The 14,400-nt window shown below is 54.3% G+C and carries 11 protein-coding genes; 7 read left to right on the forward strand and 4 right to left on the reverse strand.

The genetic code is table 11. The features are described 5' to 3' along the window. Positions 1 to 4: 4 nt before the first annotated feature. Together tal and Q3Y66_RS05385 are read left to right on the forward strand one after the other, a co-directional pair. Entirely contained in the window at positions 5 to 958 is a 954-nt protein-coding gene (gene tal / locus Q3Y66_RS05380) for a transaldolase (RefSeq protein WP_008958190.1), read from the forward strand. An 88-nt stretch (positions 959 to 1,046) separates the two neighbouring features. Then, on the forward strand, positions 1,047 to 1,886 hold the full coding sequence (locus Q3Y66_RS05385; protein WP_008958189.1) for a fructosamine kinase family protein: 840 nt from the start codon (positions 1,047 to 1,049) through the stop codon (positions 1,884 to 1,886). Position 1,887: 1 nt separating this feature from the next. Here the strand turns inward: Q3Y66_RS05385 and cynS are convergent, their stop codons facing one another. Next, positions 1,888 to 2,328 (reverse strand): cyanase, encoded by a 441-nt coding sequence (gene cynS, locus Q3Y66_RS05390; protein WP_008958188.1) that lies wholly within the window; start codon positions 2,326 to 2,328, stop codon positions 1,888 to 1,890. Between the two features lie 58 nt (positions 2,329 to 2,386). Next, entirely contained in the window at positions 2,387 to 3,199 is an 813-nt protein-coding gene (locus Q3Y66_RS05395) for a formate/nitrite transporter family protein (protein WP_008958187.1), read from the reverse strand. Positions 3,200 to 3,579: 380 nt separating this feature from the next. Here Q3Y66_RS05395 and Q3Y66_RS05400 point away from each other — a divergent pair, with 380 nt between their 5' ends. The 5 genes from Q3Y66_RS05400 (at position 3,580) to Q3Y66_RS05420 (ending at position 12,653) form a co-directional block, all read left to right on the forward strand. Continuing rightward, a complete protein-coding gene (locus Q3Y66_RS05400; RefSeq protein WP_035586918.1) occupies positions 3,580 to 5,568 on the forward strand; it encodes a sigma-54-dependent Fis family transcriptional regulator in 1,989 nt (662 codons plus the stop codon). A gap of 218 nt (positions 5,569 to 5,786) precedes the next feature. Next, complete coding sequence (locus tag Q3Y66_RS05405) at positions 5,787 to 7,250, forward strand: TolC family outer membrane protein (protein ID WP_008958185.1); 1,464 nt, start codon at positions 5,787 to 5,789, stop codon at positions 7,248 to 7,250. A 78-nt stretch (positions 7,251 to 7,328) separates the two neighbouring features. Next, entirely contained in the window at positions 7,329 to 8,603 is a 1,275-nt protein-coding gene (locus Q3Y66_RS05410; RefSeq protein WP_008958184.1) for an efflux RND transporter periplasmic adaptor subunit, read from the forward strand. Continuing rightward, positions 8,603 to 11,791, forward strand: coding sequence for an efflux RND transporter permease subunit (locus Q3Y66_RS05415; protein ID WP_008958183.1), 3,189 nt, complete (start codon positions 8,603 to 8,605; stop codon positions 11,789 to 11,791). Before Q3Y66_RS05410 ends, Q3Y66_RS05415 begins: the two co-directional genes overlap by 1 nt. 175 nt (positions 11,792 to 11,966) lie before the next feature. Continuing rightward, positions 11,967 to 12,653: a hypothetical protein gene (locus Q3Y66_RS05420; protein ID WP_008958182.1), complete on the forward strand. Its 687-nt coding sequence runs from the start codon at positions 11,967 to 11,969 to the stop codon at positions 12,651 to 12,653. 56 nt (positions 12,654 to 12,709) lie between these two features. Here Q3Y66_RS05420 and Q3Y66_RS05425 read toward each other — a convergent pair whose 3' ends face one another. Both Q3Y66_RS05425 and Q3Y66_RS05430 read right to left on the reverse strand, forming a co-directional pair. Further along, complete coding sequence (locus Q3Y66_RS05425) at positions 12,710 to 13,654, reverse strand: alpha/beta fold hydrolase (RefSeq protein WP_303319539.1); 945 nt, start codon at positions 13,652 to 13,654, stop codon at positions 12,710 to 12,712. 75 nt (positions 13,655 to 13,729) lie between these two features. Further along, on the reverse strand, positions 13,730 to 14,341 hold the full coding sequence (locus Q3Y66_RS05430; RefSeq protein ID WP_008958577.1) for a TetR family transcriptional regulator: 612 nt from the start codon (positions 14,339 to 14,341) through the stop codon (positions 13,730 to 13,732). Between the last annotated feature and the right edge of the window lie 59 nt (positions 14,342 to 14,400).

Consider the following 14,400-nt stretch of genomic DNA (forward strand, 5'->3'; position numbering starts at 1 on the left):
TTTTATGACCAGCCAGCTGCAACAGTTAAAACAACATTCGCTTGTCGTCGCCGACACCGGCGATCTTGAGGCCATTCGTCGCTATCAGCCACAAGATGCCACGACCAACCCATCACTGCTGCTCAAAGCGTTTAGTTTGTCCGGTTATCAAGCGCTAATCGACGAAGAGTTAAGCACTGTAAAAGCCTCTGGCGGCAGCCGTGAAGAGCAAATCAAACACGCCGTTGATCGCCTTGCCGTGGCCATGGGTAGTGAGATTTCGGCGGTTGTGCCGGGGCGTGTTTCCACCGAAGTGGCTGCTCGTTTGTCGTTTGATACCCAGGCCAGCATTGCCAAGGCCCATGAACTCATCGAGCTGTACGATGCCCGTGGCGTGGCACGCGATCGTGTGTTGATCAAGCTGGCATCTACCTGGGAAGGCATTCGTGCCGCCGAGGTACTCGAGCGTGAGGGCATTCAGTGCAACCTGACGCTGCTGTTCAGCGAAGCACAGGCCCAGGCATGTTTCGACGCTGGCGTTTTTCTAATCTCACCCTTCGTGGGCCGAGTGACCGATTGGTACAAAAAAGAGACCGGCAGTAAGTACACGCCAGAAAACGACCCGGGTGTTCAGTTTGTTCAGGGCGTGTGTGAGCGAGCCAACCAGGGTGGTTACGACACCGTGGTAATGGGTGCGAGCTTCCGCACCACCGGCCAAGTGCTCGCGCTGGCAGGTTGCCCACGGCTGACCATTTCGCCAGCGTTACTGGAAGAGCTAGAGGCGACGGAAGGCAGCGTTACTGCGCAAATCCGTGCCGGGGAAGGTACGGGTAAACCCACTGCGTCGCTTAACGAAGCCGCTTTCCGCTGGGGGCATAACCAGGATGCCATGGCCAATGACAAGCTAGCTGAAGGTATCCGCCGCTTCCACGACGACCAGCTGGAACTTGAATCGTTGATCGATAAACGGCTAGGCTGAAATATACGTTAGCCCATGGTTTAAGTGCGTCGGGGTTAGGGTAAGCCCTGGCGTCGGCGACGTGATATTCAGATATGGGGAGTGAGACATGGATGCCACTCTGCGGCAGTTACTGGAGTCTATTAAGCTGACCCCGAGCGGTGATTTGCAGCCGCTAAGTGGGGGTGATATCGCTGCTGTTTATCGCCTGGAGACGCGCCAGGGGCCGGTGGTGATCAAGCATGACGACGCTGCTCGGTTGCGTGGTGAGGCAGAAGGCTTGCGTACCCTGCGCAATGCCTGTGCGAAGCTAGTGGTGCCGGAAGTGCTCGGATTGGCAGACGGCTGGCTGGTCATTGAGTCGTTAGACACGGTGCCCGGGCCGCAGAACGCAACTGCGCTTGGCGAAGGGCTGCGCAGCTTGCACGAAGTGATTGGCGATGCCCACGGCTGGCATCAGGATAATGCCTGTGGGCTCACTCCCCAGCCTAATGCGCCGCTTAGTGATGGGCGGGCTTTCCAGCGTGAACGCCGCCTGCTCCCCCTTAGCGAGGCGTGCTACCAGCAAGGGCTGCTGGATAGCCAGCTGCGCGAGCGCATCGAGCGCTTGGCCGAAGATCTAGAGCGCTGGCTGCCCGATGCACCACCCAGCCTGCTGCATGGTGATTGTTGGTCGGGGAATGTACTCACCACCCCGCAGGGGCCCGCTCTGATAGACCCCGCGATATATCGCCACTACCCGGAAGTGGATTTAGCGATGCTGACCTTGTTTGGCTCGCCCGGCGAGGCCTTTTTTGACGCCTACTGGAACGGCGACGCCCCGACCGACTGGCCGAGGCGTGAAGCGCTGTTTCAGCTTTACCCGCTGTTGAATCACCTGCTGCTGTTCGGCGCCGGTTATCGCTCGGCGGTTGAGCGCAGCGTGGCGAGGGTCGAGTCCTTCGCTTGAGTTACCAAGACTTATAGGGCAAAAACTTGCCGTTTAACGTTAGCAAAACCCGGTCGCCTTTGGGGTCTTCGATTTTGTCGACTTCCATGGTGAAGTCGATGGCGCTCATGATGCCGTCGCCGAACTTCTCCTGCACGACGTCCTTCAAGGTTTCCCCATAAACGCCGACCACTTCATACAGGCGGTAGATGAAGGGGTCCTGGGGAATTGCTTCGTCCCAGGCCTTGGTGGGAAACGCCACTAACGCTTCGGCGACATCGCTTTCCACACCTAGCGTATCGCATATCTGATGAGCAACATCGCTGCTGGCGCTGTTCATGCCGTAGCAGGCGGAAGCGACCCATACTGGCGACATGCCGACCGCTTTACCAATATCGTCCCAGCTCATTTTTTTACGCGCTTTGGCGGCGAGCAGAGTATGACGCATTTCGAGCTTATCCATGATGGTTCTCCTTTAGAGTTAAGGGCGTTTGACGCCCTTTTTGCCTAATAAACTGTGATTAAGAAAATACTTTTTTAGCTTGAGTACGGACGTGGGTGGTGTAGAGAACCAAGCCAACCAGCGTCAAACCGCCTACCAGGTTGCCCAGTACGGTGGGAATTTCGTTCCACATAATGTATTGATACAGAGTGAAGTCAGCGCCCATCATCAGACCAATCGGGAACAGGAACATGTTGACAACGGAGTGCTCAAAACCGAGATAGAAGAAGACAATAATCGGCATCCACATGGCCATGATTTTGCCGGAAACCGTTGTAGAGATGGCAGCGCCCACCACGCCCATGGACACCATCCAGTTGCAGAACATGCCTCTTAGGAAGAGCACGATCCAACCGGCAATGCCGGCATCCTGATAACCCACCGTTCGGCTTTCACCGACGGTCATCATCGTTTGGCCGACAGCGTTGATCTCTTCAGTGCCGCCCATGGTGAAGTTCAAGTAACCGAAGGTGGCGATAAATAGGGCACCCCCAAGATTGCCGAGCCCTACCAGCCCCCAGCACTTCAGCATTCGGGGTAGTGTGACGCCAGGCCGCTTGTCGAGCCATGCAAGAGGCACCAGTGTAAAAACACCCGTGAGCAGGTCATAGCCCATCAGGTAAAGCATCACAAAGCCGACCGGAAAGAGCAGTGCCCCTATCAAGAAGTTGCCTGTTTGTGTCGCTATGGTAATGGCAAAAATAACGGCCAACGCCAGGGTAGCTCCCGCCATAAAGGAGCGAATAAGTGTATCCCGGGTGCCCATATAGATTTTTGATTCACCCTGATCCACCAGCTTGGTGACAAATTCACTGGGCATTAGATAAGACATAAGCATGTCTCCTGTGTCATTTCGGTTAGTTAACGCTTAACCCAAGAGTTTTAGAGTTTCCTGCTAGGAGCAATAAATAGGAGCAATAAAACCGATGGCTGCGCCGTCCTGGTGCAAAAGAGATTAAGCGTGTGGCGCTATCGCACTATCACTGTTTGTATTGCGATTTATGTGCCAACTCTTGATTGTGCTGATTAACCGTTTGTTTTTAATTGATTAATTTATTTTTTTGGCATTGGTTATGAATCACCCGAATAGTTACGAAAAATCGTAAATAACGATATTTCGTTGTTTTATTAACGAAATATCGTAACTGGCGTGGGAATTGAATGGTTCATTAGTGAAGATCACCTTGAACCCTGAGGTAGTAGCTAATGCTTATGCAGGAAACCACGCACGCCACAGCCTCTGCACTCATGGGCGGCTACTCACCGCTTGCCATGATTGTGATCGACCCCTTTACCGATCAGCTATTGGCTGCCAATCCGGCTGCCTGTGAGCTGCTATGCATTGAACAGCTATGTACTGAGCAAACAGGTATTGAGCAAGGCATGCCTCTAGCGGCTCCCTTTAGCCACCGTTTGAGTGCGTCACTGCCGCTATGGGTGAGCTTTACGGATGAGGCGCTGGTGCAAAAAACTGCCTGGTCGGATGATTTGGTGATACTCGATATGCTGCGCCAGCCCTACCGGGTAGAGGTTTATGCCCAGTGCATTGAAGACTCTGAACAGCTTCTGTTAACGCTGATTGATCGTAATAAAGCCGAGCAGCGACGTGCCAAGGCAGAGCTTGGTCGCCAGCACCGCCAGGGTGAAGTGGGCTGGCAGCGTGTCGAGCAGGTCTTCGAGCGCATTGAGAAGCAGAACCAGCTGATTCTCGGCGCGGCAGGCGAGGGCATTTATGGCCTGGATGCCGAGGGTAAAACCACCTTTGTTAATCCCGCCGCGGAGCGCATTTTAGGCTGGAGTACCGAGGACATGGTGGGCCACGACGCGCATCTGATGTTCCATCACACCCACGCCGATGGCAGCCAATTTTCGGTGCAGCAGTGCCCGATTCATGCCTCGTTTAGTGATGGCCAGGTTCATCACGTCGATAACGAAGTGTTTTGGCATAAAAACGGCGAAGCGATCCCGGTCGAGTACACCAGTACACCGATTTTCGAGATGGGCCGTTTGGTCGGGGCAGTAGTGTTGTTTCGTGATATTCGTGAGCGTAAGCGCGCCGAGCAGCAGCTGCGCGATGCGCTGGCTGAAGTGGAGACGCTCAAACAGCGCCTAGAGCTAGAGAACGAATACCTCCAAGAAGAGATAAAAGCGGAGTTAAATCACCGCGATATCGTGGGCAATAGCCCGGCGGTGGCACAACTGATTAAACAGATAGAGATGGTCGCGCCCACTAGTGCCAATGTCTTGATTAGCGGCGAATCCGGTACTGGCAAAGAGCTGATCGCCCGGGCTATTCATGCGGGCAATGCGCGCAGCGATCGGCCGCTGATCCGCGTGAACTGCGCCGCTATCCCGCGAGATCTTTTCGAGAGTGAGTTTTTCGGCCATGTAAAAGGCGCCTTTACCGGTGCCGTGCAGGATCGTCCCGGGCGTTTTGAGCTGGCCCACGGCGGTACGCTGTTTTTAGATGAAGTCGGTGAAATTCCCTTGGAGCTGCAGAGTAAGCTGCTGCGTGTATTGCAGGACCAGCAGTTTGAAAGGGTGGGTGACAACCGCACACGGAAGGTCGATGTGCGGGTCATTGCAGCGACCAACCGTGAACTGCGTGACATGATCGAAGCGGGCCACTTTCGGGAAGACCTCTACTTCCGCCTTAACGTCTTTCCCATTGATTCGGTGCCACTACGTAAGCGGATTGAGGATGTGCCGCTACTAGCGCGTCATTTTTTGCACCGTGCCTGTCTTAAATTCAATAAGCCCGGCGTGCGTATTCCTCCCGCCCAATTAGAAATTCTCCAGCGTTACCCCTGGCCCGGCAACATTCGTGAGCTGGAAAACGTCATTGAGCGACAGGTGATCGTCACCCAGGACCGGCGCCTGGTATTTGATGACCTGCTGCTGAGTGAACCGCCACGTTCGTTAAGCCGCAATAACTCGGTGCACTCGGTGGCTCATTCTAGTTGGCAACAAAGTGAAGCACCGCTGCTAACCGAACATGCGCTTAGCCAGCGCCAGCAAGAAAGCACCATTGCCGCTCTATCCAAGGCGGGCGGCAAAGTGTCTGGGGCGGGCGGCGCTGCGGAGCTACTGGGGATCAAGCCAACCACGTTAGCGTCACGGCTAACAAAGTGGGGCATTGATCCAAGGGAATTTCGTAAAAGAAAGCCGCATCTATCGTCAAAGTCTCATGCTTTGGACTAAGGTAAGCTGGATGCGACTTGACAATAGGCCGTACACACAATTTTAGATTGTTCAAGGCTAGCATACATACATGAATGTAACTATAATGCTCATCTTTCTGAGTGGCTTAATGCGCTGAGTGAGTTTGTAAGCTTAGATTCTTTGTAAGCTGAGAGACTTCGTAAGATGAGAAGCTTAGTTCGTTCGCCATCCTGACGCTGATACTTAGAGGCAACCCCATGCGACTGGCACACTGGGCAGTCAATGCCCCTTTACGACCCTTACTGTTAGCGGTATTCACAGCTTCTTTTGTGTTGCCTGCTCAAGCTGCTGACCTCCTCACGATTACCCGTGATGCGTTAGACAATAATGCGGCATTAGCATCGGCACGTTCCGAATATTTAGGCGTTGAAGCTGGCCGAGATGTGGCACGCAGTGGTTTGCTCCCCCAAGTTAACGCAACCGGTACTGTTGCCCACAACCAGCAGTACGAAAGTCAGACATCGTCGCGTGCAGGTACTGGCACAGGCACCGGTAATGTGAGTACCGGTGATGACCGTTACAACACCGTATCGCTCACCTTAGAAGCCACCCAGGCGCTTTATAACGAGGTGACACGCAGAGAAGTCACTCAGGCCGAGCGTCAGATTGACCAGCAGGTATATCTGCTAGCGGCCACCGAACAGCAGCTACTGATTGATACCGCCAGTGCCTATTTTGATATTCTGCGCGCCCATGAAATATTAGAAGCACGTTTCGCTCAAGAGCGGGCGATTGGCCGTCAGCTTGAGCAAGCCGGCGAGCAGTTTGAAGTTGGCTTGATTGCGATTACCGAAGTCGAAGAAGCGCGTGCCACCTTTGACCAGTCTCGTGCTGACCGCATTGCCGCAGAAAGTAATCTTCAAGTGGCTTTTGAAGCATTGGAGCAGCTGACCGGCCAACGTTATGCCAGCATTGAAGCACTGGGCGACAGCATGCCGGTTGGCCTTCCCGAGCCAAGTAGTCGCGACTACTGGGTTGAACAGGCCCTTGAGCTTAACCCGCAGGTATTGGCCCAACAGGCCGGTATTGAGGTAGCACGCAGCGGCGTAGAAATTGCCCGGGCGGGCAACTTACCTACGCTTCAAGCGTTTGGTAATTATCAATACAGTGACAGTGATGTTGATAATACCACCGGTGAAGATTCCTCTAGCCAGGTGGGCTTAAGCGCTAATTTGCCGATTTATACCGGCGGCCGTACCAGCGCCAGTATCCGTCAAGGGACCTATCAACTGGAAAGCAGCCAGTATGATTTCGAGTCTCAGCGTCGCTCTTCGATCCAGCAAGTCCGCTCGCTGTATACCCAAGTCAGCAATGATGTGGAAACCGTTGAAGCCCGCCAGCAGGCTATTGTCTCCAACCAAAGCGCCTTAGAGGCTACCCGCGCCGGTTACGAGGTTGGTACCCGTAACATCGTGGATGTGTTGAACGCTGAGCAAAACCTTTACAACGCGATCGCCAACTACGCGGAAGCTCGCTACGACTATGTGGTGAATTTGCTCTCGCTGCGCCAACAAGCCGGTCGCCTGGACGTTGAAGCCATTGAGGAAGTCAATGCGTGGTTAACCGGCGATGAGGTGAACTTTATCTTGCCAGAAAGTGACGGCAACGACCGCTATGACAGTGCTCTCGACATTGGTGCACCACCCCAGCCGGGTATGTAATTTGCTGCTGCTTTGGGAATGACCCAGGTGCGCAAGTGCTATCAGTCGACTTTTAAAAGATACATGGGAATTTAACGTATGAAGAAGATGATTCACTCACACCGAGCGAGTCTAGTAACGCTGGTAGCCGCGCTGGCACTCGCGGCCTGTGGTCAAGAGCAACAAACCGAGGCATCCCAGCAGGGCGCTGAGCAAGAATCCCCGCCCCATCAGGTAGAAGTAACTGAAATGGCGCGTCAGGATATACCGCTGGATAAATCGTATCCCTCTTTGCTACGCAGTGATAGTGAAGTCACTTTGGTGGCACGTGTAAATGGTTTTCTTGAAGAGCGCCACTTTGAACCAGGCCAAATGGTAGAAGAGGGCGATCGTCTTTATACCATTGAGCCGGATCTTTATCAGGCGACCGTTAACCAGCGTGAAGCTGACCTGCAAAGCGCGCGGGCTGAACTTTCCCGCGCCCAGCGTGATGCCCAGCGTTTCGAGCAATTACTAAGTCAGAACTCGGTCAGCCGTCAGCAGTATGACCAAGCACTCGCTGACCAGCGTGTCGCCCAAGCAAACGTAGCGCAGGCAGAGGCAGCGTTAACCAGTGCCAATCTCGACCTAGGTTACTCGCAGGTGACTGCACCGGTGTCAGGCATGATCAGCTTAAGCCAGATTAACGTGGGCAACTTGGTGACCTCCGGCACTGAGCTAGCCACGGTTACGCCGCTTGATCCTTTAGAAGTACGTTTCCAGCTGCCTCAGCGCGACGCTTTTGAGCTACGCCGCCAGTTAAGCGAAAGCGGTGAGACATCGGATATTCGTGCGCGGTTGAGCGTTCCAGGTGTTAGCGGTGGCAGTGATTCTGAACTGGAAGGCCATTTAGACTTCCTGGGGTCACGAGTCGACAGCGGTACCAGTACCGTTCAAGCGTCCGCCACGTTTGAAAATCCTGAGGCGAGCATACTGCCCGGCCAATTTGTGCGTGTCCGGATTGAAGGCTTGAAACGCTTTGACGTGATGGCAGTGCCAGAAATTGCTGTGACGCAAGGCTTAATGGGCCCCCAAGTGTATGTGCTGGATGATGAAAATAAGGCTCGTGAGCAGACGGTCTCTTTAGGCGAAGTGGCAGGCCCTTGGCAGTTGATTCGTGAGGGCTTGGAGCCGGGTGATCGAGTGATTGTCGGTGATCCCGCTGGTTTAGAGCCGGGTATGGCGATTGACCCGCAGCCGTTTGATGGCAATGCAGGATCGGTGGTCGAAGACGTCGAGCAAGAAGAGGCGCAGGAACAGGCCGAGGCGGCACAAGCGATGGAAGCGGGAGCAGCCGATGGACAGCCCGCTGAAGGAGAAGAGGGTGCGCAATAATGAACTTCTCTAACTTCTTCATCAGCCGCCCGATCTTTGCCACGGTGTTGGCAATTATCGTGACGTTGGTGGGCGTTATGTCGATGCGGATACTGCCGATTGAGCAGTATCCCAGCGTAGTGCCGCCGACGGTATCAGTGCAGGCCCAGTTCCCGGGTGCGGATGCAGAAACCGTTGCGCAAACGGTTGCAGCACCGCTTGCAGAGGCCATTAACGGCGTGGAAGACATGCTGTACATGACCTCTAACAGCGCTGATAACGGCACCATGAGCCTGAGTGTAGCCTTTAATATCGGCACTGATGGCGATATCAATACCATCAATGTTAACAATCGGGTTCAAGGGGCGCTTTCGCAGTTGCCTGAAGCCGTGCAGTCCCAAGGCGTGACCGTGGAGCTGCGCTCGGACTCTATTTTGATGTTTATAGCGCTGACGTCGCCGAGCGGTGACTACAACAACATCTACATGCAGAACTACGCCACGCTGAACGTGCTTGATGAACTGCGTCAGGTGCCTGGGGTGGGTAATGCTGAGGTGTTGGGTGGTGGTGAATTCGCCATGCGTATCTGGATGGACCCGGATAAATTGGCGCAGTACGACCTGACGCCTAGCGAAGTGGCGAGTGCAATTAGAGCGCAAAATACTGAGATCCCGGCCGGTAGCTTGGCATCAACGCCGCAAAGCGAACCGCGCTCCTACACCTATACGATTACCGCGGGTGGTCGACTGAATGACGTCGATGATTTCCGCAATATTTACCTGCGCACCAACAGCGACGGCTCCTCACTCCGCTTAAAGGACGTAGCGCGTATTGAACTTGGGGCATCCTTTTATGGGGTGGATGCACGCTTGAACGGCTCTACCATGACGCCGATCATCATTAACCAGCAGCCTGGGGCCAATGCGTTAGCAACGGCGAATGGTGTACGTGCCGCCATGGATGAGTTGGAAAGTCGCTTTCCCCCTGGGCTTGAATACGTAGCGCCTTACGACACGACGCTATTCATTGATGCCTCGGTTGAGACCGTACTTAAAACCTTCATTGAAGCTTTCCTGATCGTTATCGTCATTCTGTTTATCTTCCTACAGAACTGGCGCTTTACGGTCATTGCCATGTCGGTCGTGCCCGTCGCGGTGGTAGGTACCTTTGCCGGTTTCTACCTGTTTGGCTTCTCGATCAACCTGCTGACGCTGTTTGCCTTGGTGTTATCGATAGGGATAGTGGTCGACGATGCCATCCTGGTGGTGGAGAACGTCGAACGTGTGCTGAGTGAAGAAGATGATATCAGCGTGCGGGATGCCACTATCCGGGCCATGAAAGAGGTCGGTGGGCCGGTTATCGCCACCTCGCTGATTATGGCCGCGGTCTTTATTCCCGTAGCCTTTCTGGGGGGCTTCACCGGGCAGATTTATCAGCAGTTTGCGATTACCGTGGCGATTTCGGTAGCGCTCTCGGCGGTCATGGCGCTGACCTTCACACCGGCCCTATCGGCGATCTTTATTAAACATAAAATCGCTGGCGCAGGGCAGTCCAAGGTCAAGCGCGCTTTAAACACACCTTTCCGCCTGTTTGACCGCATGTTTGCGGGTATTACCGCCGCTTACATGGCGGTCGTAAAAGTGCTGGTACGTTTTTGGGTGTTGGCGTTGGCGCTTACGGTGCTAACCGGGGTGGGGTCGTACTGGCTGTACGCCAACACGCCTTCAACCCTGGTACCTGAGACTGATCAGGGGATTGTGCTGGTAAGCGTATCGCTGCCCGATGCGGCGTCGCTTGACCGTACCCAGCGCTACATGGAAAAACTCAGCGCCGAAGTGGAAGCCATTCCAGGTGTTGAATACTCCTCGGCTGTGGCGGGGTACGACATTCTGTCGAGCGCCGTTAACACTGCTCGGGGCATCATGTTCGTCAATATGCACCCCTGGGCGGAGCGCGAACTGACCGCTGACGAGTTAGTGGGCCGCATTATGGGCCTGGGTGCCAGTATCGACGGTGGTTCGGCAATGGCCTTTAACGTGCCGCCCATTATGGGGCTTTCGACCACGGGTGGTTTCACCGGTTATTTGCAATCTTTTGAAGGGGCAACGCCGCGGGAACTGTACGAAGCTTCGCTGCAAATTATGCAGAAGGCTAATGAGCACCCTGCGCTTAACCAGGTGTTTTCAACCTTCAACGTGAACGTACCGTCGTATCGGGCGAACATTGATCAGCAGAAGGCGCTCAGTTACGGCGTGGCACTAGAGAACATTAACTCGGCCTTATCCAACACCTTTGGTAACGGCTTTGTGAACTACTTCAGCTACCAAAACCGTAATTTCCAGGTTTATCTGCAAAACGAAGACGAATTTCGTAAAACACCGGAAGACGTCAGCAGCGTTTATGTACGCGGCGGCAACGGAGAGCGTATTCCGCTTTCCGAGTTTGTCGAGCTTGAACGCCAAACCGGCCCGGCTGTAGTGTCGCGGTTCGGGGTTTACGCCGGTGCTCAGTTCCAGGGTAATCCCGCATCTGGCTATAGCTCGGCGCAGGCGATTGAAGCGATGGAGCAGGTGGTTCAAGAAACGCTGGGAACCAACTGGGGCATGGGCTGGACCGGTACGGCGTACCAGGAGTCGAACCTGGGTAATGCCGCGACTCTGGCGATTGTCTTCGGGCTGTTGATGGTGTTCCTGATTCTGGCGGCTCAGTATGAAAGTTGGTCGTTACCGCTGGCGGTTCTGACCGCAACACCCTTTGCCTTCCTGGGTGGTATTGGTGGCATCGTGCTGCGCGGGCTGGACACCAGTGTGTATGTGCAGATCGGTATGCTGGTGGTGGTCGGGCTTGCGGCGAAGAACGCTATTCTGATCGTCGAGTTCGCCGAGCTTCAGCGTAAAGAGCAGGGTAAAACCATTCGTGAGGCGGCGATTACCGCAGCAGAGCTGCGTTTCCGCCCAATCGTAATGACCTCCCTGGCGTTTATCTTCGGTACCTTGCCGTTGGCCTTGGCGACTGGCGCCAGCGACGTGAGCAGCCATCACATTGGTACCACGGTAGCAATGGGCATGTTCTCTGTTGCCACCTTGGGTAGCCTGTTTATTCCCAGCTTCTACGCCATGATTGCGACAGCCTCTGATTGGTTGGGCCGCAAGATGAAGGGGAAAAAGCATGACGCCAATCAGCCAGCGTTGGAGCACGACCAGCACTAACGCTTAGCGATTTATGCGGTGTGAAAGGTTGAGAACAAGCGGGTGTCATCTTCGGATGGCACCCGTTTTTTATTGTGATGACTGAGATCAAGGTAGTGGTGGCGCCCGAAAGCTAATCTGGACTAAGCTGGGAGTAACAATACATCGTCGGCTAAGTACCGGGAGAGGAGTCGCCATGAACCATTTAGTGCACGCTGCTACGCAATTTCCAACCATTGTCTTTACAGTGCTACTCGGGCTGTTAGCCCTTTACTGGCTATTAGTGATTATCCGCTTAGCCCCTTTAGAGTTGTTTGAACGCGATAGCCTCAAAGAAGATCACACGGCGAGCACGCTGGTGTCTTTAGGTTTCGCTGGGGTGCCCGCTACGCTTGCATTAACGATCATTCTGACCATTGCTGCGGCACTGACACTCGCGATCGAACTACTGGTGTTGCGCTGGCTGCCGCTTGGCTTGATACGTATTCCGGTAGGGGTGGTGGTGCTCTGGGCCACGCTGGTCATTGCTTCGCCAGTGGCGGCGATGCTCTGTCAGGCGTTGCATCGTGGGCTGCACCGTTACCGTCCTTTCACCCGGCGCTGCCTGCTAGGCCAAACGGTTGTAGTGACTGGGTATCAGGGTACCGGTGAACAGGCGTTTGCAGTGATTGATAATGAGCCCAATAGCACGGTGAAGCTGCTTTGCAAATGCGATGCCCTGCCTGTACAGGGAGAGCGCCGAGTCCTGGTGAAGTACTTACCTGATGAGGGAGCTTACCGCAGTGTCACTGAGCAAGAGTATCTGGAGACACGTGTTCGTTTAAATAAACTGCGGTTAAGCCAAAAACATCACCCTGCTAGCCATTACTCGGCCTCTCACTGAGTTATCACACGCATTGTGGGTCGCCGCCGGGAGGCCCAAATCTTGAGCTTCCCGGTTTATTTCCACCACCGCCGCCACTGATGAGCCAACCACTGCACTGGGTGATGCCAGAAGCAATGCCAGCCAGTGCCGGTTTGCGATGAGCTGCCTGGAATGGGGCGTGGTACAGGGCGGTTTAGAAAGTGGCGAATGGGGTCGACCTGTGCAGATTGATCCAACATGGGGGCGTGGCCGCAGTTAGGTACGGTCAGGGTGACAAGCGTAGGCTGTGCTTCAGCCATGCGGGGCAGCGTTTCGGCATCTAACAGGGTTGATTCTTCGCCGCGAATAACCATCACCGGGCAGCGGATACTCGCCCAGTCGGCCCAGGTGTCGCGCGGTGTGTCGTGTACAAACTGCTCGCCAATGCGTGGGTCAAAGTGATATGTCCAGCTACCGTCTGGCAACCGACGGGCACTGTTAAGCGCTAGTTCACGCCAAGCGGACTCCTTAGTGATGCCGAAACTTGCGTAGTGCTGAATGAGTTCTTGATGGAGCTCGCTAAAGCTAGAGAAACGGTGGGTAACGCCAAAGTAGCTGGAAAGGGCAATTAGCCCCTGTTTGTTCAGTTCAGGCCCTACATCGTTCAGGATTAGCCGAGAAATACGTGCGCTGTGGTCTGAATCAGCAGCGATCAGCATGCCTAACAGGCCACCCATCGATGTGCCCAGCCAATCAACGTGATCAAGTTTAAAGTGATCTAATAGAGCGATGGCGACCGTCACGTAATGGCTATAAAGGTAGTCGTGAGCCGGAAATAATGACCAACTCGATAACCCGCGGCCGGGTGTATCGGGTGCAAGAATACGCCATTCGCTGCCCAGTTCACGCGCCAGTGCACTAAAGTCGCCGCCGTGGCGAGCAAGACCATGCCAGGCGATAAGCGTGCGGGGGGCGGAAGGGTTCCAAATGCGTACGGCAACTTCTAATTCGCGTACGCGAACAAACTCTAGGGTATCCATAGAATGCTCACACGGCTAGACATAGCGCCAGTAGTAGCATACTTGCTGCATTGCAGCGAGGAATGGGTGAGATGTTTAACGCTGCATCATACGAATAGAGGTATCGATCAGTTCGCCGCCGCGTTCACGTATTGAAAAAGCGTCAGGATTACGCAACCAGTCATGGAAAAGACCACCCAGCATGGATTGCATTAGCCGTGTTGCTACTTCCGGGCTTAAATCTTCGCGCAGTAGTTGCTGCTCTTTAGCCTGTACAAATACCGCCAGCATTTCCTGGTAACACTCGATACCGATCTCTTCTTGCATATCAAGCGGGTTAATATCGCTGAAGAACTCGCAGCGGTGCAGTAAAATCGACAGTATCCGTTGGTACGACGGTTGTTCAAGGCGCACCAAGCCCGCATGGCAGGCAAGACGTATCGCTTCTAACGGTGATAGCGCGGTGTCCGTTTTGTCGACTTCATCCATTAACGACTGGAAGGGCATGCGTACCTGTTCAACCAATGCCATGAACAGGTCGCCTTTATTTTTGAAATGCCAATAGACGGCACCACGGGTGAGGCCCGCATGGCGAGCAATTTGCTCAAGCGATGTGCGTGCCACGCCTTTGGCAAAAAATACCTCTTCTGCAGCTTCAAGCAGCGCTTCGCGAGTAGCAGCAGCTTCAGCTTTGGTCTTTCTTGCCATGGAAACGGAACCTCGTTATCAACTCTGTATGGTCATATTTTAACCTAAGCGAGTGAGTA

The organism is Halomonas sp. HAL1, assembly GCF_030544485.1.
GTDB classification, from domain to species: Bacteria; Pseudomonadota; Gammaproteobacteria; order Pseudomonadales; family Halomonadaceae; genus Vreelandella; species Vreelandella arctica.